Source organism: Acinetobacter sp. KAM396, from assembly GCF_021602765.1.
Classification (GTDB): Bacteria; Pseudomonadota; Gammaproteobacteria; order Pseudomonadales; family Moraxellaceae; genus Acinetobacter; species Acinetobacter towneri_A.
Genome location: NZ_BPPH01000011.1, coordinates 1 through 24,086 on the forward strand (window position 1 = coordinate 1; position 24,086 = coordinate 24,086).

Consider the following 24,086-nt stretch of genomic DNA (forward strand, 5'->3'; position numbering starts at 1 on the left):
CCGCCGCTAGCTCAGTTACCGAAGCAACCTCGCCCGCTCGACTTGCATGTGTTAAGCCTGCCGCCAGCGTTCAATCTGAGCCATGATCAAACTCTTCAGTTAAAATCATTTTGAAGTTTTAATCTAAACTTCCAAATCTGGCTCATCAATTTCTGACTTAAATTTCGCTCAAATAAACTTCAAGTAATTTAAACCAATCAATCAATGAAATAATTTCGATCAATCAATCAGTAAAAATCCACACAAGTTGTTCTTCATAATCTCTTAATGATCTTCTCGATGCTTCGTCAGCATCAAGCTAGGTCGGCTATATTACGCTTTATTTCTAAAGTGTCAACTGGTAATTTAAATTATTTTAAACTTTCTTTCTAAAACCCAACTCAATCATTCTTAACCAAGTTATTGTTTTATCAGAAGTTTTAATCTTAATCACCGCCGATGGATGTGCATTATAGGTGAAATATTTCGCCTTGCAACCCCTCTTTTTAAGTTTTATGAGTTTTTTAGTCCGAACGGTTAATTATTCAGCAAAATACTTCACTTTTCCACAAAATACTGTTTATTTCTTTTTCTTGATCATAAAAGGTTCAGGATTCATAACTACATCTGGCATTTTTTCTGGCTGATCATGTTCCTGCCATTTCAGTGCGCGGCAGTCGATATATTCACAATAGCCTCCTTCTCCTTGATGTTGATCTCCATTTATAGCCAACTGATATTGAAAACTTCCGACATAACCTGCTGCAGCCCCAAATTTAAAATCACCACGACTCTGCGCCTGTAAATGAATTGAGGTGCCATCTTCATCTTGATAACGCCATTCAAACTCACGTGGCAAATACATACACTGACCTGTTGGCGTTTTTACTTTTGGATAAACCCGTTGAATATTAAATTGTACTTGCCCATCAAATACCCGAGTTTGCTCCGTGTTCGCATTTCGCAGATAGATTCGAGATTGCAAAATTCGATTCAACACATCACGACTTTGTAGCAATATCATTTGTTGCTGATGATTCAGATTAATCACTTGATAGCAAAAAAATGCCACAGCGAAATAAGGAAACTGGATTGAGCGGGCAAACTCAAAACTACCCAATTGCTCAATCTGAAAATGCTGATCTTTATAGCGTACACTTCCCTGACACTGACACAGCAAAGACCAATGTTCTGCCAAATTCATTCGCAATTTAGTGAAATATGAAATTGTAGAGCTTGTGGTGATCTTTAAATCAAAGCTAAGTTCGCTATCTTCACGTTGAATATGAAATTGCGGAAAGTGTCCAGTAATGCGTTCTTTATTGGCAAACTGAAAATACTGTGCGGTAAATACGCAGTCGTGTTGTATTGAATAATGATTGGACTGTCCCACCATGTGGGGACTACTACTACAAAGAATACTGGCCGTATCTAAAGCTGAAGTTGTAATCACATTTTCAGGGCGCAGCATTGCAGTATTTAGACTGCCCAATAAGCCGATAAAGTTGAGATAATGTAAAGGTGCAGGCAAGTTAGGAAGAATTAAGCCCTGATAGATAAACTTATAATGATGTTTCGGGGCGTGATAAGGCAGTTTGGCGGTTGCCGCAGGAGTTTGATTGAGTTGTTTGGAACGATCGAGAAAATCTTGAAACAGCTGCATATCAAACTCCTTGTGAGTTGATGCTTTTATGAAAGCTTAATTAACTCACTGCATTTTTTCTTGCCATAAAAGTGGTCACGAAACCTGAAAGCGCATAAATAATTGAAATCACTAAAATTCCTACAGGGATATTGTACGTCATGGCTGCAAGGATAAATACTGCGATTGGCAATACAAAAAACGGCACACGCTTACGGTCAAAGGTTTTAAATGAATAATATTTAATATTGGAAATCATCAACAATCCTACTGCAATAATAATCACAGCATTGAGGATTTGTAGTCCAGTTTCACGAATATCATACAGTTCAGGAAAGTCCCGACCTACCCAAACCAAAGACACGATAATCAGTGCTGCCAAAGGACTTGCCACACCAATAAAGTAGCGTTTATCGACCACACCAATTTGCACATTAAAACGCGCCAAACGGAATGCGGCACAAGCCGTATACACAAAGCAGGCTGCCAAGCCGATACGACCTAAATCGTGCAAACTCCAGCTATACATCAAAATCGCAGGTGCAACGCCAAAAGCAAGCATATCGGATAATGAATCAAACTGTTCGCCAAATGGACTTTGAGCACCAATGGCACGTGCCACACGACCATCTAAGCCATCAAACAATGCTGCTAGAAATATGGCATAGATGGCTTGGCTAAATTCGCCATTCATACTCGCAATAATGGAGTAAAAACCCGACAACAAGGCTGCCGTGGTAATCAGGTTTGGCCACAGATAGATACCACGACGTTTCACCTTTTGCCCTTCACGGGTATGTTCTTCTTCCACCACTTCAAATGTAATTCCGTCATGCTCAAGATCACGGGAACTATATTCTCCTTCGGGCTTTGATGTGTTTGTCATTATTTTGTGTCCTAACTGTAACCTGAACGTCTATTTAAATTTTTATTCGCCAACTAACCAACGCACTGCAGCATGTCCACCGTGTTCTTGCATACGCAAGTGTGGGAACAACCATTGCAAGGCTTCATCTGCATCTTCAGAGAATTTCCATGGTGGATTAATTACCAATAAACCACAACCGTTTAAACCCACAGGAGTATCATCAGGCCATACACAAATTTCACAAATAAGTTGACGGCGAATCCCTGTTTTAAACATTTTCTTTTCAAAACGTTCAATCATGGCGCGGTCTTTAATTGGATACCACACAGCAAATACGCCTGTTGGCCATTTTTTATGTGCAGCAGCCAATAATTCTACCAACTGTGGGAAATCTTTACGTTCTAATTCATACGGTGGATCAATCATCACCAAGCCGCGTTTTTCTTTCGGTGGAATGACGCCCAATAAACCTTCGTAAGCATCACGCTCATGTAGACCTGCGCGCTTGTCACGAATGTTATGACGTAATTGCTGGAATACATCGCGCTGCATTTCAAAAATAGTCGCTTTATCGATGTCACGCATGCCTTGTAAAGCAAACCACGGCGAACCCGGATAAGCACCTTGCCCATCCACTTCACGCATTGCTTCAACCAGTTTTAAATACTGCTGTACACCTTGTGGTGCCTGACGTTTGATTGAATCATCTAGTTTCACTAAACGATGAATACCATTTAAAAATTCACCCGATTTTTGTGCAGGTGCTAAAGATAAGTCATATTTACCCGCACCGCCATGTGTATCGACATAGCGATAAGGTTTATCTTTGGCATTTAAACGTGTCAAAATTTGCAGCAATAAAACATGCTTCATGACATCGGCAAAGTTGCCCGCATGGAAATGGTGACGATAATTCATGTTTGGTTCATTCCTAAAATCAACCGACATTTTAGCATGAAAAAAAGTTTCATTCAGGAGCTTGTATTCCTCTAAAATAACCAACTCTCAATTTCATCTTTTTCTGAGTATTTTATATGGACGCTACACTTCTCCCAAAGTCCTGGAATGTTGATCGAATTCTTGAAGATTTGGATCAACATGGTTTTGCAATAATTGATGATGCTTATTCACCCGAATATCAACAACAATTGCTGCTAGAGTGTAGTCAAAATTTAGATCAATTTCGTGAAGCAGCCATTCAAAATGGTGTGGTCAGCAAAATTCGCAGTGATCATATTTTATGGATTCACGAAGATTTAAGCATTGCACAACAACATACCCAAACCCTTTTGGCTTTGGCCGAACAATTCAATCAAGCATTTTATTTAGGGATTCGTGAGGTCGAAGCACATTTTGCCAGCTATCAAGCAGGTTCTTTTTATGCTTTGCACCGAGATAATCCACAACAAAAAAATGATCGGGTGATTTCTGCTGTCTATTATTTACATCCTGAGTGGCAGACAGATTGGGGAGGACAACTACGCTTACAAGACAAACATGGAGCATGGCAGATTATAGAACCACGCCCAAATCGGATTGCGATTTTCCAAAGTGATTTATTACATGAGGTTTTGCCTGCGACACAGCAACGTCTTTCCATTACCGCATGGCTACGCAGCCGCAACCAACTTTGGTAAAGATAGACCGCATTTTTCAGACTATTGGCTTTAAAACTGTAAGTTTGCCCCGATGTAGAACAAATATTGCTATCAGGAACTCACCCATGCGCAACTCGACTCAACATCTTATTCAACGTATTGGGGAAACCGACCAACTTTTTTTACAAGGCAATACGCCTGAATTGGCATTAGAACGTGCCGATTTACGCTTACAATTGGTGAGTTTGAGCGAGTTACGCCAAGAACAAATTTATTTTTTACAAGAAGCCATTGTACTGTTAGAACAAGGTCGGGTTGAATTTGAAGAAATGCCGGTGACGTTATATATCAATTTGTCTTTGCATTTAGCCAAAGCCTATATGATGTATTTTGAACTGACCCGTGATGCGAAATACGCCTTAATTACTCAACAAATTTTAAAAGCCATGACCCATTATGCACATGGGGATATTTTCTTTTTCTTAGCTTATGCGAGCGCCAGTAAAAATGAAAGCGCACTGTGTCGCCACTGGTTAGGTAAATACAGTAAAACTGCCGAATTTGATTTGGAACTTTTACAAATTCACCCTGCATTTAATGCCTATCAAACTGAAGTCTGGTTTAAACAAATTCTTAAAAGCAGAATGCATTAAAAAAACGCCTCGTTCTGAGGCGTTTTTAATGAAAACATATTAAAGATGATAATGACTTGAACCTAAACAGCTTGTAAACGATAAGCATCTAAATGCAATTGTTGATTGAGTTCATCAATCCAAATGGCCCAATCATCGTCTTGTACCAAATGACTGATTAAAAATTCACGTTGTGATTTATTCCAAAACGGCGCTTCATGTAAATTAATATGTGCAGGTAATTGATGCGTACGTACATACAGTTCAATGGCTGCAGGGCTGCTGGCTAAACCGAGTTGGCTGAATAACATGGCTAATGATGGAGTATTTTGCATGAGCACCTTGCCCCCTTTTATTAGTTTCATTGTAATTCCTTATTCAACCAACTTATAACACTTTGTATAAAAAACCCAGCCTTTCGACTGGGTTTGTTGTATCTTTTTGTGAGCACGCAGTTTACTGGCGCTTTTTTGATGAAATTTTTTGATTTCACTTAAGTACTTTTTTTAACTTACATACAGATTAAACACTCGGATGTTGATCGCTATGTAATTGCTCATTTAAAGTTTCAATCACAATGGCCCAATCATCATCTTGTTTCCAGTGACTTAGCAAAAATTGGCGTTGCCCTTCCGTCCAAAACTCAGCACAATGTAATTTCGTTTCTGCAGGTAATTGATGGTCACGAATAAATTGATCAATTGCTGCTTGGTCTGCATCTAGACCCAATTGTTCAAATAACAGTTCTAAAGTCGGTTGTTGGTCAAACATGCCATCCTCCTTTGGTTCGCCTTGTGTTTTACATGACCTTAACCTGCTATGAGGCACAATTCAGCAGTAGCCGAGTTGCAGCATGTTATTTTTTGTACAACTATACACTCAAATCTAAATACGTACTTTCTTTAACTTCCTCCATCACTACATAGCTATGTGAGGATGCCGAGGCAGGTAGTTTTTTTAAAATATTGCCTAGCAACTTACGATAGGTACTCATTTCCTTTAAACGCGCTTTGACTAGATAATCAAAGTCCCCAGAAATCAAATGACATTCTAAAACTTCAGGAATATCTGCCAAATCTCGTGCAACTTGCTCAAACACATCGCCTGATTTTGCAGAAAGCTTAATTTCTAAAAACACCAATAAGCGTTTATCTAGTAATTCTGGGCTTAAACGGGCGTGGTAACCCATAATAATCCCATCACGTTCCAAGCGTTTTACCCGCTCTGAGCAAGGCGTGGTCGACAAATTGACCATCGCTGCCAACTCACTAATTGCGATTCTGCCCTGCTTTTGCAATATATCTAAAATCATCCGATCTATACGGTCTAATTTACGCATCTAAAATCCCTGTTATTTTATAGTTTCTGCGAATTATCCTACGAATTCACTAGAATTTTACCCTAAAAATAGCAAATTTCACTATTGAACCAAAAATATACTAGTTAAATAAACTAGGGATAGCGTTAGGACAAGCACATGCGTGTAATTGTTTTAGGTAGTGGCGTCATTGGAGTGACCAGTGCTTATTATTTAGCAAAACAAGGGGCTGAGGTCACAGTATTAGACCGTCAGGCCGGCCCTGCAGAAGAAACCAGTTTTGGTAATGCAGGACAAATTTCACCAGGTTACTCTACACCGTGGGCTGCACCGGGTATTCCATTTAAAGCTGTGAAATGGATGTTTCAGCATCATGCGCCTTTGGCGGTTCAGCTTGATGGCAGCATGTGGCAATTGCAGTGGATGTTACAAATGCTGAAAAATTGTAGCGCCAATCAATACGCAATTAATAAAGAGCGCATGCTTCGTGTTGCAGAATATAGCCGTGATTGTTTACGCAGCTTGCGTCAAGAAACAGGTATCCACTACGAAAACCGTGCCAAAGGTACCCTGCAAATTTTCCGTAAAGAAGTACAACTTGAAGCTGTGCAACGTGATATTCAAGTCCTACAAGAAACTGGCGTAGACTTTAAATTGCTCGATGCTGCAGGTTTGACACAGGTTGAACCCGCCTTAGCCAATGCTCAAGACAAATTAGTCGGCGGCTTACATTTACCCAATGATGAAACGGGTGATTGTTATTTATTTAGCAAAGCTTTAGCTCAACATGCCAAGAACTTAGGGGTTAATTTTCAATTTAATCAAAAAGTTGAACGACTCATTGTAGAAGGCAATGCTATTAAAGGTGTGTTGGTCAATGGTCAGGTACTGACAGCAGACCGCTATGTACTGGCATTTGGCAGTTATTCACGTGATTTTTTAAAGCCTTTGCATCTCGATTTACCCGTTTATCCAGTAAAAGGATATTCACTCACTATTCCAATTATTCAGCCAGACTTAGCACCTCAATCTACCGTTTTGGATGAAACCTATAAAATTGCGATCACACGTTTTGATCAACGTATTCGCGTGGGCGGCATGGCTGAATTGAGTGGCTTTAATTTGGGCTTAAATTTAGACCGACGAGCAACTTTGGAAATGGTGACGCATGATTTATTTCCAGGTGGAGATCTGCAACAAGCTTCTTTCTGGACAGGATTACGCCCAATGACACCAGACAGCACACCAATTATTGGTGCAACACAGTATCCAAATTTATTTATTAACACAGGACACGGCACTTTAGGTTGGACTATGGCGTGTGGTTCAGGAAAGTTGATCAGTGATTTGGTGATGGGACGCAGTACAGAAATTAGCACTGAAGGTTTATCTCTGCAGCGTTATCACACCACCTTAGCAGCTTAGTTTATAAACATACAGCGAACGGATTAAACGCAAAGTCAATTTGTTCAAGGAAGAACTTTATGTCACGACCAATACGGGCATGGATTCATTTAGATGCCTTAAGTCATAACTTAGCGATTGCTCGATGTCATGCAAAAAAATCAAAAGTGTATGCCGTGGTTAAAGCCAATGCTTATGGACACGGTATTGAACGGGTCTACCCTGCTTTACAACAAGCAGATGGTTTTGCCTTGCTTGATCTCGCTGAAGGAAAACGCTTACGAACTTTGGGTTGGCAAGGCGATATTTTATTATTGGAAGGCATTTTTTCTGTACAAGACTTACAGGATTGTCACGACTTTAATTTTAGTTTTACCGTACACAACACCCTACAAATTGAATGGTTACAGCAATTTCAGTCTAGCCATCCCACAGCGCGATTTCATATTTTTGTCAAAATGAATGCAGGCATGAATCGGTTGGGTTTTGCACCTGAAGACTATGCTCAGGCTTGGAAGCGCTTGCTTGAATTAGAGATTGTAGCGAGTCTGACACACATGATGCATTTTTCAGATGCAGATGGTGAACGTTTTGGTATCTCGGGAATTCAGCAACAATATTCGCAATTCCAACACATCATTCAAGCATTTCCTGCAGCGGTGACCGTCAGTAACAGTGCAGCAATTTTACGTCACAGCCATGAGCTCCACTCTGACATTGTCCGTGGCGGCATCATGCTTTATGGCAGCTCTCCTGACTATCCAAAGCATTGTAGTCAAAGCTGGCAATTACAACCTGCCATGAGTTTGCGTACAGAAATTATCTCCATACAGACTTTGGTGGCAGGTCAAAGTGTCGGCTATGGTTCCAACTTTGTAGCGGAACACCCTATGCGCATCGGTATTGCTGCTTGCGGATATGCCGATGGCTATCAGCGCACTTCTCCAACAGGCACACCTGTGTTGGTCAATGATTGTAAAACACGTCTGATTGGTCGGGTGAGCATGGATATGTTGGCCGTCGATCTCACCCATGTGACCGATGCCGATATTGGTGCCGAAGTGGTGTTATGGGGCAAATCTGCTGCAGGTACTTTGCTAAGTATTGATGAAGTTGCGCATGCCTCAGGCACAGTCGGTTATGAGTTAATGTGTGCCGTCACACCGCGCGTGCCTTTTTCTATTGCAGCCACATAAGAAATGTTTTCCATATTTTAATTATACGTTTGACCCAGTTGCATTTATGCACTCCCTCTCCACAAGGAAATAGTGATGCCCAATTCTATCCAACATTTACACAGCAATGATTTTATGAGTGCTGTGACTGTATTTAATCATGTGGTTTATCTTTCAGGACAAGTTCCAAGCAATCCTGAAGCCGACATAGACGCTCAGACACGAAACGTGTTCAATACCATTGAACAACTTTTAGCTCAGGCCAATAGTGATAAATCACACTTGCTTTCTGCACAGCTCTTTTTAAAAGATCTTGCCGATTTTCCAGTGGTCAATGCCTTATGGGCAGAGTGGTTGATAGACTGTCCTAAACCTGCACGTGCAACCATTCAAGCAGAATTGGTCAATCCAAACTGGCGTATTGAAATTGCAGTTACCGCAACACAGTTATAAACCGTAGCATTTAAAATCTTCCTCATATTTAAAGGAATTGCGCTAAATAGGATTTTCAGCTTGCTTAAGCGAACTCAGTACGCCAATGGCTACCGTTAAAAAACTCAATAAGGACATTGAAATGACACAAACTTCGCAAAATTCTTTGCAGTCTCCTCCGGATCAACTGCAGCGCAAATTGTCCAACCGACACTTACAGTTAATTGCCATTGGTGGCGCGATTGGTACAGGGCTGTTTATGGGCTCAGGCAAAACCATCTCACTGGCAGGACCTTCTATTCTGTTTATTTACATGATTATTGGTCTAATGTTTTTCTTCTTAATGCGCGCTTTAGGTGAAATTTTATTATCCAATCTGCATTACAAATCTTTTATTGATATGGCGCATGACTTAATTGGTCCAGGAGCTGCCTATTATATTGGCTGGTCGTATTGGCTTGGTTGGGTTTTGGTGGGTATTGCAGACTTAGCAGCCATCATTAATTATCTCAACTTTTGGCTACCCGCCGGGGTTAGCTTTACCCCCACAGGACAAGCCTTAATTAGTGTGGGATGTGTTTTATTTGTACTCGGACTCAACTTACTCACAGTTAAACTCTTTGGTGAAATTGAGTTTTGGTTTGCCCTGATTAAAATTTTAGCCATTTTGGGTTTAATTTTTATTGGTGGTTTTATGGTGCTCAACCACTTTCAATCCCCTGATGGTACGGCGTCAAGCTTCAGCAATATTTGGGCACATGGCGGCATGTTTCCACAAGGCGGCAATGGCTTTTTAGCAGGTTTCCAAATTGCCTTATTTGCTTTTGTCGGGGTTGAACTTTTAGGCACAATGGCTGCAGAAACCAAAGACCCTGAAAAAAATCTACCTAAAGCGGTAAATGCGATTCCAACTCGCATTATTCTGTTTTACGTCCTGTCTTTATTGGTGGTTATGTCTGTAACGCCTTGGAACCAAATTCCTGCCGATCAAAGTCCTTTTGTTTCCTTATTTCTACATGCAGGAATTCCAACCTCTGCGATTATCATGAATTTAGTAGTACTGTCTTCAGTGATGTCATCGATGAACAGTGGTGTGTTTTCTACCAGTCGCATGTTATTTGGTCTAGCCAGAACCAAGCAGGCGCCACAGGCTTTGGCACGCTTATCCAAACGCGCTGTTCCTGCACAAGGACTGATTTTTTCATGCTTCTTTATTATGGCGGGTGCAGGTTTACAATATTTTGTACCCAATACCATTGAAGCATTCACTTTGGCCAGCTCTCTGTGTGTGATTTTATTTATTAGTATTTGGGGACTAATTATGGTGTGCTATTTGCGCTATCGTAAATTACAACCAGAATTGCATGAACGCTCAACCTTTAAAATGCCAGGTGGTGTGTGGATGAGCTATGTTGTACTTGTCTTCTTGTTTTTCGCCTTAATTATTTTAAGCTTAGAACCAGATACTCTTAAAGCACTTATCGTCAGCCCATTGTGGGTGATCCTTCTTACCATCACCTACCGATTATTGTATTTACCAAGAGTCAGAAAAAGTGCAGCTTTAGAACGAGCTTAAACCGCTACTTGCTAAAAACTGAAAAACCCATCCAATTCAGGATGGGTTTTCTATGTGGTGAAAGTCATTCAAATTAATCCTTCAAATCAATATCGAATATCTACAGCATTAAATTTCCAAAACCTTGTTTAGGCTAAAAAAAACCCTCAATGCACACAGACTGGTTTTTTTCTACGCAAATTTAAAGTTAGCAACTGGTCAATTTTGCGGGCTGTAGCGTTTAACGTGAAAATAAGAATGGATGCAATTTCACACCGACGTTATTTAATAAATACGCCTGCTAGAAGTAAAAACCAAAAGAAGCGTAATCCAACATCATCCCTAAACCACCCATCAAAAACTTACAATGCTTGATTTAGATCCACAATTTGAAATGCGCCAATGGTACCGACAACAATGAAGATAAAAGCTCCCAAAACGAAACATCCGATCTTTGGGCACTTGCAACAATAACGGATATAACAGAGAGAAGATTTGAAAAAGGAAACGCGCGTATTCCACCTAATTTAGATTATCATGTAGGTCAATCAGCCTATTTTATATCCCGCCATCAGTTTTTAAATCTGATAAACCATACAAACTAAAATGATGATAAGCATTTAATTTCAAAAAAAATCAAGTGTAAAAAAATGCCAGTCAACGTTTAGTTTGACTGGCATCACTTCCAAAGAAGTTTTAACTTAATCTAGCAGATTAAATTATTTAATCATGTCAGCAATTGCTGCACGTTCTTCTTCAAGTTCGTTTAACGTGAAGTTGATACGCTCACGGCTGAACTCGTCAATTTCAAGACCTTGAACGATTTTGTATTCGCCATTTTCGCAAGTTACAGGGAAACCGAACATTACGCCTTCAGGGATACCGTAAGAACCGTCAGAAGGAATACCCATCGTTACCCATTCGCCGTTTGTACCAAGCGCCCAGTCACGCATGTGGTCAATTGCAGCGTTTGCAGCAGATGCAGCAGAAGATAAACCACGTGCTTCGATGATCGCAGCGCCACGCTTACCAACTGTAGGAAGGAATACGTCTTTATTCCATTCAGCATCGTTGATTTTGTCTTTTAAGCTTTCGCCATTTGCAGTTGCAAAACGGTAGTCAGCATACATTGTTGGAGAGTGGTTACCCCAAACTGTCATTGTTTTGATGTCAGAAACAGCAACGCCAGCTTTTTGAGCAAGTTGAGTTAACGCACGGTTGTGGTCAAGACGTAACATTGCTGTGAAGTTTTTCGCTGGAAGATCTGGAGCAGATTTCATTGCGATATAAGCATTCGTGTTCGCTGGGTTACCAACAACTAGAACTTTAACGTCACGGCTAGCAACTTCGTTAAGTGCTTGACCTTGACCAATAAAGATTTCGCCGTTTACTTTAAGAAGGTCAGCACGTTCCATACCAGGACCACGTGGACGAGAACCAACCAATAACGCGTAGTCAGCATCTTTAAATGCAACCTTAGGATCATCAGTACCGATCATGCCAGCCAATAATGGGAAAGCACAGTCGTCAAGTTCCATCATTACGCCTTTAAGCGCAGCTTGAGCTTTCTCAAAAGGAACTTCTAATAATTGAAGGATAACTGGTTGGTCTTTACCCAACATTTCACCGCTAGCGATACGGAATAATAGGCTGTAACCAATTTGACCAGCAGCGCCAGTAACGGCAACGCGAACAGGTTGCTTCATGTAATTATCTCCAATTGAGAGGATAGTCAATGCGATTAAATAGCTGTTCTATCTAATCTTAATAATCATAAACGCGAAAGATTGTACTCCAATCATTCATCAGATGCATGCAAAAGCACATCAAATTCCACAAAAGTCTGATAGAAAATATGAATAAAATTTCTCAAAAATCTTAAAAGTCAAAAAATACAGGCACCTAATATGCTAGTAAGAACCTTTAATAACAAACTGATTCGGGCAATTGGATTCAACCGCCGCACTACACTGCTTGTAGCGCCCTGCAGTGTTATAACAAATTTTGATTTCAGTTAAATAACTTTTGCCTTGATGGTTAGAGCACTGAAAATGCACGCTTTTAAATGACATACCTGAATTGGACTTGAGAAACAAACTTCGCAGTTGTGACAATTGCACGCTCTGCGTGTCTTGCCCTGTCAATACCGAAGGCACGTTAATCCGATCAGCATTGTTAATGATCATCCGGAAATATTGGCTGGCATTCATGGGCACACAGCCACCAATGGCTTGCCACAATTGTACCCGTGCAGCTTCATCAGGCATGACCCGCGCCACCACTTTGGCTTGCAAAGGCGGCAACTTCGCCGATGACTGAGTACTGCACTCACGCGCAGCAACTTCAGGATATAAGCCTTCAATATTCAGTGAATAGCCTTCTAAACATTTACGCTTTTTGCTTTTACTCGAATCGATTAAACACACGGCGGGCGTCATTTGCACAGACATCACATAGCCTTGCACGGGGGCAGAAAATGCATTTTGCGTACACAAAACCAAAGCTGCACCACACAAACCGAGCAGTGTCACTTGAATTGGCTGTAAAACTGTACTCATCCACACTTTCAATGCTTCAGCCCCCTTACGATTTTATGCGTCCAATATTCTACACATCTAACGACCGACACGATCATCAAGCTGTATCACTTATAAATTTTCTCTAATCTAAGGTGTATTTCGCGGTGGAATATGTTGCATACGACTACTTATCGATTGTCCACCTTGCCCCAACAACACACCATAATGTGTGGCATTGGTCATGACATGCTTGACATAGTCACGTGTTTCTAACAATGGAATACTCTCGGTATATTGGTCTGCAGCAATCGCTTGAAACTCGGGCTGCCAACGGCGCGCGCGGTTCGGCCCTGCGTTATATCCCGCTGTGGCGAGTACTGGACTATTGCTTAACTGTCTCTGAATGGTCGACAAATAAAATGTGCCATAACGAATATTGGTATTCATATCACTTAGCGCGGCAGGATTATAAGTTTCACCCATTTGTCGTGCAACTAAACGTGCCGTATCGGGCATGATTTGCATCAGTCCACCTGCGCCGACATGCGAACGCGCAGTGGTATTAAAACGGCTTTCCTGACGCATCAGTCCATAAGCCCAAGCGGGGTCGATACCTGCATTTTGACTGTGGCTCACCACATAATTACGGTGCGGCATGGCATATCGATAACTATAGTTGTGCTTATTTACAGTACGATCTGCTGCATAAATGGCACGATCATACCAACCCATATCGGTCGCACGCTTAGCCGCTGCTAAAATCAAACCATCATCCTGTCTTAAATACGCCTGACGTACCGCCCAGTTCCATTCACGGTTGACATAATTGGCAGGTGCATTAATTTCACGCAAAGCAAAGGCACGGTTAAAGTGAATATCCTGATTCAAACGTTGTAAGTCATTGGTACTTGGTTGCGTATTCGCAGGAATCGTATTGTAGGTTTGCCCAAGACGATCCTTCGCCAACAAGTTGTGATAATCATCACCCTGCGCCAGTTTTTTATAAATATTTTGTGCACTACGTTTCGACGCTGCATCATTGCGTGGTTCTGAAGCACGTGCCAACCAATATTGCCAACGATCTTCCTGTTTTTGAGTCACACTCATGCTGTCTACAGCACGAATCACACTTTCCCATGCGCCAAAACGAATCGCCTGACGGGCATAAATTTCTGCTTCTTCGGGACTAAAAGGTAAGCCATAACTGGCGTCTAAGGCATTTAACACTTCACGCTTAAAATTGTTTTTCATGACTGTAGTGCCGCCAATATATCCCACAGCACGATACAAGGCTTTTTGTACCGATTCTGGCGTACCTTCTACACTACGTTTTAGTGAAGAAAGTGCCGAGTCTAAATCGCTATCGGCTAAACGTCCGATCGCATAAATAAGATAGGCATGGTCTTCGTTGCTTGCTTTAGGCGCAGACCACAAATAATTCAGTGGATTGGCTTGAATGCTGTTCAATTGTGCCAAACTGATATTCATACCTAAACTTTGCCCAGTCGCTAAAGCGAGTCCTGACTGCCCTGCACGCAATTGTGCCCATAAGCGTTGCTGCTTATCTTGCTGAGTCATTAACGGACTCGACAGCATCATCCGCCCCAAACCTGTACAAGATTCAGGTTGCGTATTGGTATTCAGCCACACATCTTTAAATTCTGCGACCACCAAAGGATCACCCGAACGGGTACGGACTTGTGCTATGGCACAGCTTTCGGCCTGATCGGCATTACTCACATAGGCAAGCACAGGTTGGGCACTGCTAAAATCGGCCTGCTTCACTTTTTCTTCGATGTAATCGGCTGCGAGTTTTTCTGCCATCGCCGATTGTGGATGACGCTGTGCAAACTGCACAATGGCACTGGCAGGTTGCATACCCAAATTGGTGTTCAGTGCCCAGTATTCAGGATAGTAGCCCAAGACATCATTTTGCATGGCATGCTGATACTGCTGCAATAAATCGACATCGCCTGAATTGGCTGCGCGCAGTGCATCATTAAACTGTTCATTTGCGGCATGCGTACCTGTCATTACGGCAAGCGAGACCAGACTTAATACAAGCTTTTTCGTTAATTTATTATTTTGATTCATCATTTGCAGCATTCGCTTGCCTTCAGTCATTTACTTTTGCCTCGAGGTTCGCATCCAATCATTTAACTTAGTTTAATTACTCTAGAACCCAAGTTGTGTTCTGTTATGTAACCTTCTGATTAGACGATATTAATCTTGAAATCAAACTGCCAACAATTTTACTTCACATTTCAAGTATGTGATGCATGGATTAAAGTCTGTCAGTTTATCTTGAATTCCTGCTAAAATACGCCCCTTTGTTTTATCTATTCCGTTTATTTTTTTAAACGAACACGTGAATTATCTCTTAGGAGCCTACATGACGGTTCAAACCTTCATCCCCAATGGTGCCCAAGCTGCCTCAGAAAACACTGTTACCCAGCCACAGCACACCCCAGCCGACGGTTCAGTTAAAAAACTGTATATCGAAACGCAAGGGTGTCAGATGAATGAGTATGACAGTCACCGTATGGCAGACCTTTTGGGCGACTCGCACGGCTATGTGCTGACCAGCAACCCTGCCGATGCCGATATTTTGCTCATGAATACCTGTTCAATTCGTGAAAAAGCCCAAGAAAAAGTATTTTCTGAATTAGGACGTTGGCGCAAGCTTAAAGAAAAAAATCCTGATTTGGTGATTGGCGTAGGCGGTTGCGTCGCTTCTCAGGAAGGCGACAATATTCAAAAGCGTGCCCCGTATGTGGATATGATTTTTGGTCCACAAACCTTACACCGTTTACCGCAAATGCTTGATCAACACCACGATCAGGTCGAAAAACCAAAGAAAGAAAAAATCAAACTGGTGGATATTTCTTTCCCAGACATCGAAAAGTTCGACTTCCTACCTGAGCCGCGAGTTGAAGGCTTTAAGGCCTTTGTATCGATTATGGAAGGCTGTTCAAAATACTGCTCATTCTGTGTCGTGCCATATACCCGTGGTGAAGAAGTTTCACGTCCTTTAGATGACGTATTGGCTGAAATTGCGACTTTGGCAGAAAAAGGTGTACGTGAAATTAGCTTGCTCGGTCAAAACGTGAATGGTTACCGTGGTGAGACTTTTGACGGCAAAATTTGTACTTTCGCAGATTTACTGCGTTTAGTTGCCGAAGTGCCTGGCATTGGTCGTATTCGCTACACCACATCACACCCTCTAGAATTTAATGATGATTTGATTCAATGCTACCGTGATTTACCGCAAATGGTGTCGCATTTACACTTGCCTGTGCAAAGTGGTTCGAATGATGTGTTACAAGCCATGAAACGTAACCACACTATTGATGTGTATATCGATAAGATTGCCAAATTACGTAAAGTACGCCCAGACATGCACTTATCTAGCGACTTTATTATTGGCTTCCCAGGTGAAACTGATCAAAACTTTGAAGAAACTTATCAGTTTATTCAAGATATGGATTTTGACCATTCTTATAGTTTTATCTACTCAAAACGTCCGGGAACACCTGCATCGGAACTTGAAGACACCACACCTGAAGATGTTAAAAAAGAGCGTTTAGCCAAAGTTCAGCAATGGATCAAACAATCAAGTATTGATAAGACCGATGCCATGCTCGGAACAGTACAACGTGTCCTGATTGAAAATGTTTCAGACAAAGACCCGAACATTTTAGTCGGCACAGCCGACAATACACGTTTAGTAACATTTATTGGTGACCCTGCTTGGGTCGGACGCTTTGCGGAGATTGAGATCACCGAGATTAAAACTTTGAATTTAGTTTACGGTGAACTCTTGAATCTTGAACCTGACGTGGCGTAATGTAGGAGCTAAAGTCCAATAACAGATTAAGGAATTCTCTTGACTGCAGCGATTCGACGTACAGTAACTTTTCCTGGCATTTCAATGGAACGTCTAAAAAGCATGCTCGGTGCTTATAACGGACATTTGAAACAAATCGAACAACGTCTAGACGTGCAAATTTCCCATCGTGGTGACGCCTTTATTATAGATGGGGACATTGATGCAGTTGAGCGAGCCGAAACGCTCTTGCAACGCCTACATGAAGAAGCGGAAAGCTCTGCACAAATTAGTGCAGACACGCTCCACATGATGATTCAGGGCAGTCAAACTGACCGTGAATTACAATCGGATGATGGGCAAGAGCATACTGGACTAGATGCTGTTTGGTTGCAAACCCGCAAAGGGCGTATTAACCCACGCGGTGCCAACCAAAAGCGTTATGTGCAGCGTATTTTGCAAAGCGATATTTCATTTGGTATTGGCCCTGCAGGTACGGGTAAAACCTATTTAGCCGTTGCTGCTGCCGTAGATATGCTGGAACGCAATGAAATCCAACGGATTCTATTGGTGCGTCCTGCGGTTGAAGCGGGTGAAAAACTGGGCTTTTTACCAGGTGATTTAACTCAGAAAATTGACCCTTATCTGCGCCCACTATACGATGCCTTGTATGAAATGTTGGGTTTTGAAAAAGTCGCCAAACTCATTGAACGTCAAGTGATTGAAGTTGCACCACTGGCATATATGCGTGGTCGCACCCTCAACCACTCTTTTGTGATTTTGGATGAAGCGCAAAACACCACCCCTGAACAAATGAAAATGTTCCTGACACGTTTGGGCTTCGGTTCACGTGCAGTCATTACAGGTGACGTGACTCAGGTCGATTTACCACGTGGTCAGCAATCTGGCTTATCACATGCTTTGCGGGTACTGGAAAATGTGCATGAAATTCACATTACCCATTTCCACTCTCGCGATGTGGTACGTCACCAGTTGGTGCAAAAAATTGTTGAAGCCTATGAAGGCTGGGACAGTGAGCAACAGCGATTAAGTGCCGAAGCACGTGCAGAACGTAAAGCGCGTCAAGAAGCATTAATTGCGGAAAATGACGCCGCAGCAGATGCACAGCATTAATTGCTATGTGTTCTGCAACGAAACTGAAGAATTAAGGATTCATTTTGAAATTAAGTTTGAGCCTGCAACAGGACATTCAAGCGCCTGAGCTAGTGTTAAAACGTGCCTATTTGAAAAAAGTAGTCGAAACCACTTTAAGACATTTAGACACCCAAAGTGATTGTGAAATCGGAATTGCTTGTGTCGATCATGCCGAAAGCCACAAGCTCAATTTGGAATATCGTAAAAAGGACAAATCTACCAACGTCTTGTCTTTCCCAAGTGATTTACCCGATGAAATGGCACAAGTTTTACCGAGTTTCCCTATTGGGGATTTGGTGATTTGTATTCCTGTGGTTTTGCAGGAAGCTGCAGAACAAGCTAAAACACCATTGGCGCATTTCACTCACATGTTGGTACATGGCACGTTGCACCTTATGGGCTATGATCATGAAACCTCAGATGCAGATGCCGAAGAAATGGAAGCTTTGGAAATAGAGATTCTTGCCAAGTTGGGTTTGGATAATCCATATGTGGAAAGAGATTGAATTCAAAGTTCTAAAAAATCACAAAAATAGCGGGCTAAGGCTCGCTTTTTTGTTTAAAACCGCGCTCCCTCTGACTCTATCCCAAAGAGAAGGAGAACATTTATTGGAATCTTATGATTGTTGAAACTAGAAGGATATGGCTGCGTACAAGAAAAGATCTTGTTTTTCTTACTTTATCAAGTCATTCCTGAAATTCTCAGTAGAAAAAAACATAAGCAAGAATCTATGATGGTTAGACACTACACGAAATCCTCTCTCCTTTTGGGAAAGAGTTAGAGAGAAAGAAAACTAGCGCACTTCAAATTCAGCTTCGGCAGGGTCAAAACGCCACGTTCGCACAATCCGCAATTCCGAAATATCTTTCATTTTCGCATCAAATGCACCAAAAGGTGCAGCTTTGCGTACCGAAGCTTTGGCTGCTTCATCCAACATGGCATGACCTGAACTTTCAATTAAACGAATGGCACGAATCCCACCATTGCTGTTTAAAACTACCATTAAACGCACCTCACCCGCTAAATTCTGTGCTTTGGCCTGTTCGGGGTAATAGCGGTTGCCATAAAACTCGACTTTTTGACGGAATTTTTCCATATAGCCCGCAGTGTTATCTTGCTTGGCCTGAATTCCATCAATGGTTTTAATTTTTTGCTGACGGCTAAAGTTTTGTTGGCGTTGTAAATATTGCGCTTCAATACTGGCAACCATGGCCGCCTTAGCTTGAAATTGACTATTCAACTCCTGCATGGCTTTTTTGCGCTGATTTTCTGCCGCCTGTTTCTGCCAACTGAGCGTGGTCATCAACACTTTTTCTTCAAAGTTTAATTCGCGCTGTTGCTGCATACGCTCCAAACTTTCTAGTTGCTGCTCCCCTGCACTTTGTTCGGTCATGGGCGCAGGCATGTCACTCGAGATGCGATGTTGTTCACGGAATGTACCTGAACCTTGCTGGTCGGCTTGAGCTAAGAAATCTGCATCTTCAACTTTTGCATCGCTCATGCGTACCGATACCGCAATTTCCTTGACCGCAGCATCGCTTTGTTGTGGTGCAGCAAACTGCACTGCCAAAATTAATGCGTGCAGTACAGCAGCCACCAGCAACGCTGCAGCAAAAATAGGATCTTTCCACCAATCTTGCGTAGAAGGCATCAATTGAATTTTTTTTAGCATCACATTAATCCGACAAAACGTCTGATTCCCCAAGCCGCCAAATGCGGTATAAACTAAAGAGCATTATAACTTTGCTTAGTTTTTGCTTTAATGCAAAACTGCAAAGTTCATCAAAAACTGACTATTGAGCTTTAAATCTTAAAAATGGTGCAACTTATTTTGTTAAACTGCAAGCTTCTATGCCTGTATTTTTAATACAATTCGACAAAATATTTGTATCTGTAAAGAATAAATGACCGACTTGGACTGCCGTATGCAAACCCTGATCACCAATATCTCTCAACGTATCCGTCAAGTGTACCAAAAAGCTGAAGGATTTATTGAGGATGAACGTGAAATTCCATTATCTCAGGTCTTTTTAAATGCGACTTTTCAACGCTTTGTGACCGATAATGTGAAAATGTTGCAAGATCTGCACGCAGACTTACACGACGATTGGTTACGTCTTTACGCAACCCTAGATTATAACGGTTTGAATATTACTCTATCTGTCGATTTAAAATTGGTGCTGATGGAATTGAATAAAGATACTCAGCTCATCGTGTTTGAACAAATTAGTGACACGCAGGTCATTGAGGCGAGTTATCCAAGCTTTTTACATAAAATCGCGGTTAAGTGTGCTTTATTTTACTATCAAAAAATACGCAATGATGACCCTTTGGGCATGATTTTGGAAAAACTCAAAGTTATTAAAGTCAAAGATGATTTACTGCATTTAGACTTAAATCGCTGGTTAGGTAAAAACCGCTCTATCATTGATACACTCAGTAAAGTTCATGTGAATCATGCGGTATTACGCGAAGCGGAATTGGTGCTCACTGGCAACGTCAATTTGACCGCATTGTTCCGCAAAATGTCTGAAGAAAAACTAGATAATGTGGAAGACTCTCTTGCAGATACCCAAGTCACACCGCTGAAACAAAAATAAAGCGAGACTAAAACTTTGCAAGAGAATTCGTACAGAAAAACGACACTTACCGCATATTTCCTAATCTTCTCTTCATATTCAACACCTATAATGGCAGTAAGCAAGTAAATTGCATCTCCCTATTTACAGAGGAAATATCTCAGCAATGGCAAATCATGTATTGAAAAAAATGGGTATGGCAGCCAGTGTGTCTACAGCACTGTTCATGGCTGGTTTCTCTAGCCAAACATTTGCCATGAGTCCTTTCCAAGCCAGTTATCAATTTAACTACAATGGTAAGAACTTAGGTTCTGCAACACGAACTTTAAGCAAAACAGGTAACCAATGGAGTTATGTGTTTGCTGCTAAAGCTGGCGTAATCGCTTCTGCCACAGAAACTAGTCGTTTTAGTTTTAATGATGGCAAAATTGGCTCATCTAGCTTCAGCCGCAGCAGTAAGATTTTGGTTCACAACAATACCATGAGTATTAATTTCAATCCTTCGGCGAAAACTATTAACACCAAAAAGGACGGCGATACCCGTTCTTTTGCGTGGAAAGCGGGCGTGTTGGATGAGTTGAATGCAGAGCTGCAAATCCGTGAAGATTTAAAAAGTGGCGGTTTAAAATCGAGCTACTATATTGCCGACCATAGCGAGGTTGAATCACGTCGCTTTATTAAACAAGGTGCCGAAAAGATCAAAACCAATTACGGTACTTTTGACACGATTAAAGTGGTGCTAAAACACAACAAACCGAACCGTGATACGATTTTCTGGTTGGCACCTAAACTTGACTACTTGCCTGTAAAAGTCACCCACCAAGACAAAGACAAGTCTTATGGCTTATTGCTCACAGGCTATAAAGGTCCAACCAGCTAATTTAGAATATAGCGGCTGAGCACAGCATGGCAGCTATTCACCCTTTGGTAAATTCTTCTTGCATTTTTTCAGGTGCTTTTTAAAATACGCTTTTGCTTTAAAAAGCACCTGCCCTTGAGGATTCTCCCGTGCATGCACTAGAACAGAAAATTTTAGCCGAAGGTATCGTTCTATCCGAAGCGGTTCTAAAAGTCGATTCTTTCTTAAACCATCAAATTGACCCAGTGATGATGCAGCAAATTGGTCAAGAATTTGCGCGTTTGTTTAAAGATGCAGGCATCACCAAAATTATTACTATCGAAGCTTCTGGCATTGCGCCTGCAGTAATGGCAGGTTTAGAACTTGGCGTACCTGTCATTTTTGCACGTAAATATCAATCGTTAACCTTAAAAGATGATTTATATCGCTCTAAAGTATTTTCATTTACCAAGCAAACTGAGAGTACGATTGCCATTTCAAACAAACATATTAGTGCTAGCGACAAAGTCTTGGTAATTGATGACTTTTTGGCAAATGGTCAAGCTGCACTCGGTTTAGCAGATTTAATCCATCAAGCCAATGCACAAGTCGTGGGTATTGGGATTGTGATTGAAAAGTCATTCCAGCCGGGTCGTGAATTATTGCTTGAAAAAGGCTATCGCGTTGAATCATTGGCACGAGTAAAGTCTTTGGCAAACGGTACAGTTGAATTTGTACGCGATTAAGGTCGATGAAAACTGATGTTGGTTCATCATTTAAACCCGATGATCAAAGAGTGCTTAGGCGCTCTTTTTTTTATGCTTTTTTTAAACTTAAACAACTCATTTACATATATTTTATTTACAAAACTTTGGTGCTACGCCATGCTGCACTTGAAATAACAGTGATTCAGCAGTCTAGTTTTTCTGATTGCTGCTCTAGACAGCACTTTTTAGATCGTCTGCGTGCATTGATGCATGCGGCATGAGCATAAGGCAATTTACAGTCATGACACAAGACAATCCGTTGATGCAACACAGTATCACCTGTCCGAAATGTGGTTCAACTCAAGTTGAAAAACGCAACCATGAACAAAACTTACAAAAAATTGGTGGCGTATTATTAGGCTCTGCAGGTACGGCAGCAGGTACAGTAGGCGGCGCAGCTTCAGGAGCTTCTATTGGTGCGGCAATCGGTACTGCCGCAGGACCATTGGGCGTAATTATGGGCGGCACGATTGGCACGTTTGTCGGGGCAATTAGTGTGGGAATCACAGGCGGTTTTCTTGGGCATCGCTTTGGTAAAAAAGCAGGTGTAATTGTCGATCAGAATATTTTTCTGGATTTTCAATGCCTCAAGTGCAAACACCGCTTTAAAGAAAAAATTCAAACAGCCAAGCCACTCTAAGCAACCCAAATCAATTTCAAAAAAAGTGCTGCACATGGCAGCACTTTTTTGATTACATCTTTTTTTATTTTGCAGTACTGCTTGCAGAAGTCATCACAGGCTTTTCTGCCGCTAAATACTGTGCTTCCGCAGCTTGTTTTTCAATACGTTGTTCTTCTGGAAAGCTCAGAGTATGCACAATTTCAGTCGCTACAACACTCGACCATGAATATCCTAAACTCAATAGACTTAACCCAATCAGCACCCACTTATTCATTTTCACTTTTCCTCAATCTCTCATTTTTACAGCAGTCCGTTGTGCTCAATACATCTGTCTGCACAAAAAATGCTGCGTGAACCGTGACAGAAAACTCTGCTTTTAAAGCGGTGATTAGACCTGAAAAGAGAAAAACTCAATATCACTGCAAATGGTGATTTTAGGTGAAACGTGAACTTATTTTTAGCAGGCTCAATGCTACATAAGCCAATCAAATTCAAGTACAAAAGATAAAAGCGTAAAATGACATCCACATTTTACGCTTCATCTTGATTGAAGCAAAAGTCTCAGATCCCCTGTAATTTTTTTACCATTTCGCCTAAACGTTGTCCTTGGGCTTCACACAGTATTTTTTCATCCTGACTCAAAGCCTGATCGTGGCGTGGGCCGCTCACATGCGTAGCACCATACGGAGTGCCGCCCGTTTTCGTATTCGATAAAGCAGGATGTGCATTATGCAGTCCCATAATCATCATCCCGTGGTGAAACAATGGCGGTAACATGGTCAATAAGGTACTTTCCTGTCCCCCATGCATCGAACCCGATGAGGTGAAAACACAGGCAGGTTTATTGTGCAAGGCGCCATTCAGCCAAAGACTGGTGGTTTGATCCCAGAAATATTTCATTTCTGATGCCATATTGCCAAAGCGTGTAGGCGAACCCAAAGCCAAACCTGCACAATTTGCTAGGTCTTCTAAAGTGCAATAAATATCACCTTCGGCAGGAATACTTGGCTCGGCTTGTTGCACCACTGTAGAGATATTGGGCACAGTTCTAATTTTAACGGGCATGCCACTGGCTTCTACCCCGTTGGCAATTAAATGTGCCATTTCTTTGGTAGAACCATATTTACTAAAGTACAAAACTAGAATATATGCTTGCATCATGCTAAGAAATCAGAC

General features: G+C 41.5%; 26 protein-coding genes and 1 rRNA gene. 14 read left to right on the forward strand and 13 right to left on the reverse strand.

Features of this window, described 5'->3' with window-relative positions:
- From L6C30_RS07555 to L6C30_RS07570, 4 genes are all read right to left on the reverse strand, one after another.
- Positions 1-102, reverse strand: a 16S ribosomal RNA gene (locus L6C30_RS07555); the annotation flags it as partial.
- A 457-nt stretch (positions 103-559) separates the two neighbouring features.
- A complete protein-coding gene (locus tag L6C30_RS07560; RefSeq protein ID WP_236162814.1) occupies positions 560-1,642 on the reverse strand; it encodes a DUF6670 family protein in 1,083 nt (360 codons plus the stop codon).
- A gap of 40 nt (positions 1,643-1,682) precedes the next feature.
- Positions 1,683-2,507: a CDP-diacylglycerol--serine O-phosphatidyltransferase gene (gene pssA / locus L6C30_RS07565; protein WP_230243986.1), complete on the reverse strand. Its 825-nt coding sequence runs from the start codon at positions 2,505-2,507 to the stop codon at positions 1,683-1,685.
- A 42-nt stretch (positions 2,508-2,549) separates the two neighbouring features.
- Entirely contained in the window at positions 2,550-3,407 is an 858-nt protein-coding gene (locus L6C30_RS07570; RefSeq protein ID WP_019836941.1) for a 23S rRNA (adenine(2030)-N(6))-methyltransferase RlmJ, read from the reverse strand.
- A gap of 116 nt (positions 3,408-3,523) precedes the next feature.
- On the opposite strand from L6C30_RS07570, the gene L6C30_RS07575 reads away from it, so the two are divergent.
- Positions 3,524-4,126 carry a 2OG-Fe(II) oxygenase gene (locus L6C30_RS07575; protein ID WP_019836940.1) on the forward strand — a complete coding sequence of 201 codons (603 nt, stop codon included), beginning with the start codon at positions 3,524-3,526 and terminating at the stop codon, positions 4,124-4,126.
- An 86-nt stretch (positions 4,127-4,212) separates the two neighbouring features.
- The gene (locus L6C30_RS07580; RefSeq protein ID WP_070155279.1) at positions 4,213-4,740 is read left to right on the forward strand and encodes a hypothetical protein; all 528 of its coding nucleotides are present in this window, start codon (positions 4,213-4,215) and stop codon (positions 4,738-4,740) included.
- 62 nt (positions 4,741-4,802) lie between these two features.
- Here the strand turns inward: L6C30_RS07580 and L6C30_RS07585 are convergent, their stop codons facing one another.
- The 3 genes from L6C30_RS07585 to L6C30_RS07595 form a co-directional block, all read right to left on the reverse strand.
- Positions 4,803-5,060 carry a DUF2789 family protein gene (locus L6C30_RS07585; protein ID WP_026438086.1) on the reverse strand — a complete coding sequence of 86 codons (258 nt, stop codon included), beginning with the start codon at positions 5,058-5,060 and terminating at the stop codon, positions 4,803-4,805.
- A 181-nt stretch (positions 5,061-5,241) separates the two neighbouring features.
- Positions 5,242-5,490 carry a DUF2789 family protein gene (locus tag L6C30_RS07590; protein ID WP_070155277.1) on the reverse strand — a complete coding sequence of 83 codons (249 nt, stop codon included), beginning with the start codon at positions 5,488-5,490 and terminating at the stop codon, positions 5,242-5,244.
- 100 nt (positions 5,491-5,590) lie between these two features.
- Positions 5,591-6,058 carry an Lrp/AsnC ligand binding domain-containing protein gene (locus L6C30_RS07595; protein ID WP_070155275.1) on the reverse strand — a complete coding sequence of 156 codons (468 nt, stop codon included), beginning with the start codon at positions 6,056-6,058 and terminating at the stop codon, positions 5,591-5,593.
- Between the two features lie 138 nt (positions 6,059-6,196).
- Between L6C30_RS07595 and L6C30_RS07600 the strand changes: the two genes are divergently transcribed.
- The 4 genes from L6C30_RS07600 to L6C30_RS07615 all read left to right on the forward strand — a co-directional run bounded on the left by L6C30_RS07600 (position 6,197) and on the right by L6C30_RS07615 (position 10,624).
- Positions 6,197-7,462, forward strand: coding sequence for a D-amino acid dehydrogenase (locus L6C30_RS07600; RefSeq protein ID WP_070155273.1), 1,266 nt, complete (start codon positions 6,197-6,199; stop codon positions 7,460-7,462).
- 59 nt (positions 7,463-7,521) lie between these two features.
- Entirely contained in the window at positions 7,522-8,637 is a 1,116-nt protein-coding gene (alr, locus tag L6C30_RS07605; protein WP_070155271.1) for an alanine racemase, read from the forward strand.
- Positions 8,638-8,712: 75 nt separating this feature from the next.
- On the forward strand, positions 8,713-9,069 hold the full coding sequence (locus L6C30_RS07610) for a RidA family protein (protein WP_070155269.1): 357 nt from the start codon (positions 8,713-8,715) through the stop codon (positions 9,067-9,069).
- Positions 9,070-9,190: 121 nt separating this feature from the next.
- Entirely contained in the window at positions 9,191-10,624 is a 1,434-nt protein-coding gene (locus L6C30_RS07615) for an amino acid permease (RefSeq protein ID WP_178866108.1), read from the forward strand.
- Between the two features lie 698 nt (positions 10,625-11,322).
- Here L6C30_RS07615 and L6C30_RS07620 read toward each other — a convergent pair.
- The 3 genes from L6C30_RS07620 to L6C30_RS07630 all read right to left on the reverse strand — a co-directional run bounded on the left by L6C30_RS07620 (position 11,323) and on the right by L6C30_RS07630 (position 15,156).
- Positions 11,323-12,309: a malate dehydrogenase gene (locus tag L6C30_RS07620; protein WP_019836931.1), complete on the reverse strand. Its 987-nt coding sequence runs from the start codon at positions 12,307-12,309 to the stop codon at positions 11,323-11,325.
- 204 nt (positions 12,310-12,513) lie between these two features.
- Positions 12,514-13,161: a ribonuclease I gene (locus L6C30_RS07625; protein WP_070155267.1), complete on the reverse strand. Its 648-nt coding sequence runs from the start codon at positions 13,159-13,161 to the stop codon at positions 12,514-12,516.
- A gap of 108 nt (positions 13,162-13,269) precedes the next feature.
- Complete coding sequence (locus tag L6C30_RS07630) at positions 13,270-15,156, reverse strand: lytic transglycosylase domain-containing protein (RefSeq protein WP_236162816.1); 1,887 nt, start codon at positions 15,154-15,156, stop codon at positions 13,270-13,272.
- 358 nt (positions 15,157-15,514) lie between these two features.
- Here L6C30_RS07630 and miaB point away from each other — a divergent pair, with 358 nt between their 5' ends.
- From miaB to ybeY, 3 genes are read left to right on the forward strand one after another with little or no spacing between them, the layout of a single operon-like run.
- Entirely contained in the window at positions 15,515-16,969 is a 1,455-nt protein-coding gene (gene miaB / locus L6C30_RS07635; RefSeq protein WP_004976194.1) for a tRNA (N6-isopentenyl adenosine(37)-C2)-methylthiotransferase MiaB, read from the forward strand.
- A 39-nt stretch (positions 16,970-17,008) separates the two neighbouring features.
- Positions 17,009-18,082: a PhoH family protein gene (locus L6C30_RS07640; protein ID WP_236162813.1), complete on the forward strand. Its 1,074-nt coding sequence runs from the start codon at positions 17,009-17,011 to the stop codon at positions 18,080-18,082.
- Between the two features lie 44 nt (positions 18,083-18,126).
- Complete coding sequence (ybeY, locus tag L6C30_RS07645; RefSeq protein ID WP_019836928.1) at positions 18,127-18,609, forward strand: rRNA maturation RNase YbeY; 483 nt, start codon at positions 18,127-18,129, stop codon at positions 18,607-18,609.
- A gap of 288 nt (positions 18,610-18,897) precedes the next feature.
- Here the strand turns inward: ybeY and L6C30_RS07650 are convergent, their stop codons facing one another.
- The gene (locus L6C30_RS07650; protein WP_236162815.1) at positions 18,898-19,755 is read right to left on the reverse strand and encodes an energy transducer TonB; all 858 of its coding nucleotides are present in this window, start codon (positions 19,753-19,755) and stop codon (positions 18,898-18,900) included.
- Between the two features lie 274 nt (positions 19,756-20,029).
- On the opposite strand from L6C30_RS07650, the gene L6C30_RS07655 reads away from it, so the two are divergent.
- From L6C30_RS07655 to L6C30_RS07675, 5 genes are all read left to right on the forward strand, one after another.
- Positions 20,030-20,704, forward strand: a complete 675-nt coding sequence (locus L6C30_RS07655) for a hypothetical protein (RefSeq protein ID WP_236162812.1) — start codon at positions 20,030-20,032, stop codon at positions 20,702-20,704.
- Positions 20,705-20,849: 145 nt separating this feature from the next.
- Complete coding sequence (locus tag L6C30_RS07660; RefSeq protein ID WP_019836925.1) at positions 20,850-21,563, forward strand: DUF3108 domain-containing protein; 714 nt, start codon at positions 20,850-20,852, stop codon at positions 21,561-21,563.
- Positions 21,564-21,691: 128 nt separating this feature from the next.
- Entirely contained in the window at positions 21,692-22,267 is a 576-nt protein-coding gene (locus tag L6C30_RS07665; protein ID WP_070155258.1) for a xanthine phosphoribosyltransferase, read from the forward strand.
- Between the two features lie 5 nt (positions 22,268-22,272).
- A complete protein-coding gene (locus L6C30_RS07670; RefSeq protein ID WP_070155256.1) occupies positions 22,273-22,509 on the forward strand; it encodes a hypothetical protein in 237 nt (78 codons plus the stop codon).
- 20 nt (positions 22,510-22,529) lie between these two features.
- Complete coding sequence (locus L6C30_RS07675) at positions 22,530-22,928, forward strand: hypothetical protein (protein WP_070155254.1); 399 nt, start codon at positions 22,530-22,532, stop codon at positions 22,926-22,928.
- A gap of 64 nt (positions 22,929-22,992) precedes the next feature.
- Here the strand turns inward: L6C30_RS07675 and L6C30_RS07680 are convergent, their stop codons facing one another.
- Positions 22,993-23,184: a hypothetical protein gene (locus tag L6C30_RS07680; protein WP_070155253.1), complete on the reverse strand. Its 192-nt coding sequence runs from the start codon at positions 23,182-23,184 to the stop codon at positions 22,993-22,995.
- Between the two features lie 287 nt (positions 23,185-23,471).
- The gene (wrbA, locus tag L6C30_RS07685) at positions 23,472-24,068 is read right to left on the reverse strand and encodes an NAD(P)H:quinone oxidoreductase (protein WP_019836920.1); all 597 of its coding nucleotides are present in this window, start codon (positions 24,066-24,068) and stop codon (positions 23,472-23,474) included.
- Between the last annotated feature and the right edge of the window lie 18 nt (positions 24,069-24,086).

What these genes read in the sequence shown, in the direction of transcription:
- L6C30_RS07575 (WP_019836940.1), top strand. Translation starts at nt 3,524, where the DNA reads ATGGACGCTACACTTCTCCCAAAGTCCTGGAATGTTGATCGAATTCTT.
- L6C30_RS07590 (WP_070155277.1), bottom strand. Translation starts at nt 5,490, where the DNA reads ATGTTTGACCAACAACCGACTTTAGAACTGTTATTTGAACAATTGGGT.
- L6C30_RS07595 (WP_070155275.1), bottom strand. Translation starts at nt 6,058, where the DNA reads ATGCGTAAATTAGACCGTATAGATCGGATGATTTTAGATATATTGCAA.
- L6C30_RS07615 (WP_178866108.1), top strand. Translation starts at nt 9,191, where the DNA reads ATGACACAAACTTCGCAAAATTCTTTGCAGTCTCCTCCGGATCAACTG.
- L6C30_RS07680 (WP_070155253.1), bottom strand. Translation starts at nt 23,184, where the DNA reads ATGAATAAGTGGGTGCTGATTGGGTTAAGTCTATTGAGTTTAGGATAT.
- pssA (WP_230243986.1), bottom strand. Translation starts at nt 2,507, where the DNA reads ATGACAAACACATCAAAGCCCGAAGGAGAATATAGTTCCCGTGATCTT.
- L6C30_RS07560 (WP_236162814.1), bottom strand. Translation starts at nt 1,642, where the DNA reads ATGCAGCTGTTTCAAGATTTTCTCGATCGTTCCAAACAACTCAATCAA.
- L6C30_RS07600 (WP_070155273.1), top strand. Translation starts at nt 6,197, where the DNA reads ATGCGTGTAATTGTTTTAGGTAGTGGCGTCATTGGAGTGACCAGTGCT.
- L6C30_RS07670 (WP_070155256.1), top strand. Translation starts at nt 22,273, where the DNA reads ATGAAAACTGATGTTGGTTCATCATTTAAACCCGATGATCAAAGAGTG.
- L6C30_RS07650 (WP_236162815.1), bottom strand. Translation starts at nt 19,755, where the DNA reads ATGCCTTCTACGCAAGATTGGTGGAAAGATCCTATTTTTGCTGCAGCG.
- L6C30_RS07660 (WP_019836925.1), top strand. Translation starts at nt 20,850, where the DNA reads ATGGCAAATCATGTATTGAAAAAAATGGGTATGGCAGCCAGTGTGTCT.
- L6C30_RS07580 (WP_070155279.1), top strand. Translation starts at nt 4,213, where the DNA reads ATGCGCAACTCGACTCAACATCTTATTCAACGTATTGGGGAAACCGAC.
- L6C30_RS07630 (WP_236162816.1), bottom strand. Translation starts at nt 15,156, where the DNA reads ATGACAGGTACGCATGCCGCAAATGAACAGTTTAATGATGCACTGCGC.
- L6C30_RS07620 (WP_019836931.1), bottom strand. Translation starts at nt 12,309, where the DNA reads ATGAAGCAACCTGTTCGCGTTGCCGTTACTGGCGCTGCTGGTCAAATT.
- L6C30_RS07675 (WP_070155254.1), top strand. Translation starts at nt 22,530, where the DNA reads ATGACACAAGACAATCCGTTGATGCAACACAGTATCACCTGTCCGAAA.
- wrbA (WP_019836920.1), bottom strand. Translation starts at nt 24,068, where the DNA reads ATGCAAGCATATATTCTAGTTTTGTACTTTAGTAAATATGGTTCTACC.
- L6C30_RS07625 (WP_070155267.1), bottom strand. Translation starts at nt 13,161, where the DNA reads ATGAGTACAGTTTTACAGCCAATTCAAGTGACACTGCTCGGTTTGTGT.
- L6C30_RS07570 (WP_019836941.1), bottom strand. Translation starts at nt 3,407, where the DNA reads ATGAATTATCGTCACCATTTCCATGCGGGCAACTTTGCCGATGTCATG.
- miaB (WP_004976194.1), top strand. Translation starts at nt 15,515, where the DNA reads ATGACGGTTCAAACCTTCATCCCCAATGGTGCCCAAGCTGCCTCAGAA.
- L6C30_RS07610 (WP_070155269.1), top strand. Translation starts at nt 8,713, where the DNA reads ATGCCCAATTCTATCCAACATTTACACAGCAATGATTTTATGAGTGCT.
- L6C30_RS07655 (WP_236162812.1), top strand. Translation starts at nt 20,030, where the DNA reads ATGCAAACCCTGATCACCAATATCTCTCAACGTATCCGTCAAGTGTAC.
- alr (WP_070155271.1), top strand. Translation starts at nt 7,522, where the DNA reads ATGTCACGACCAATACGGGCATGGATTCATTTAGATGCCTTAAGTCAT.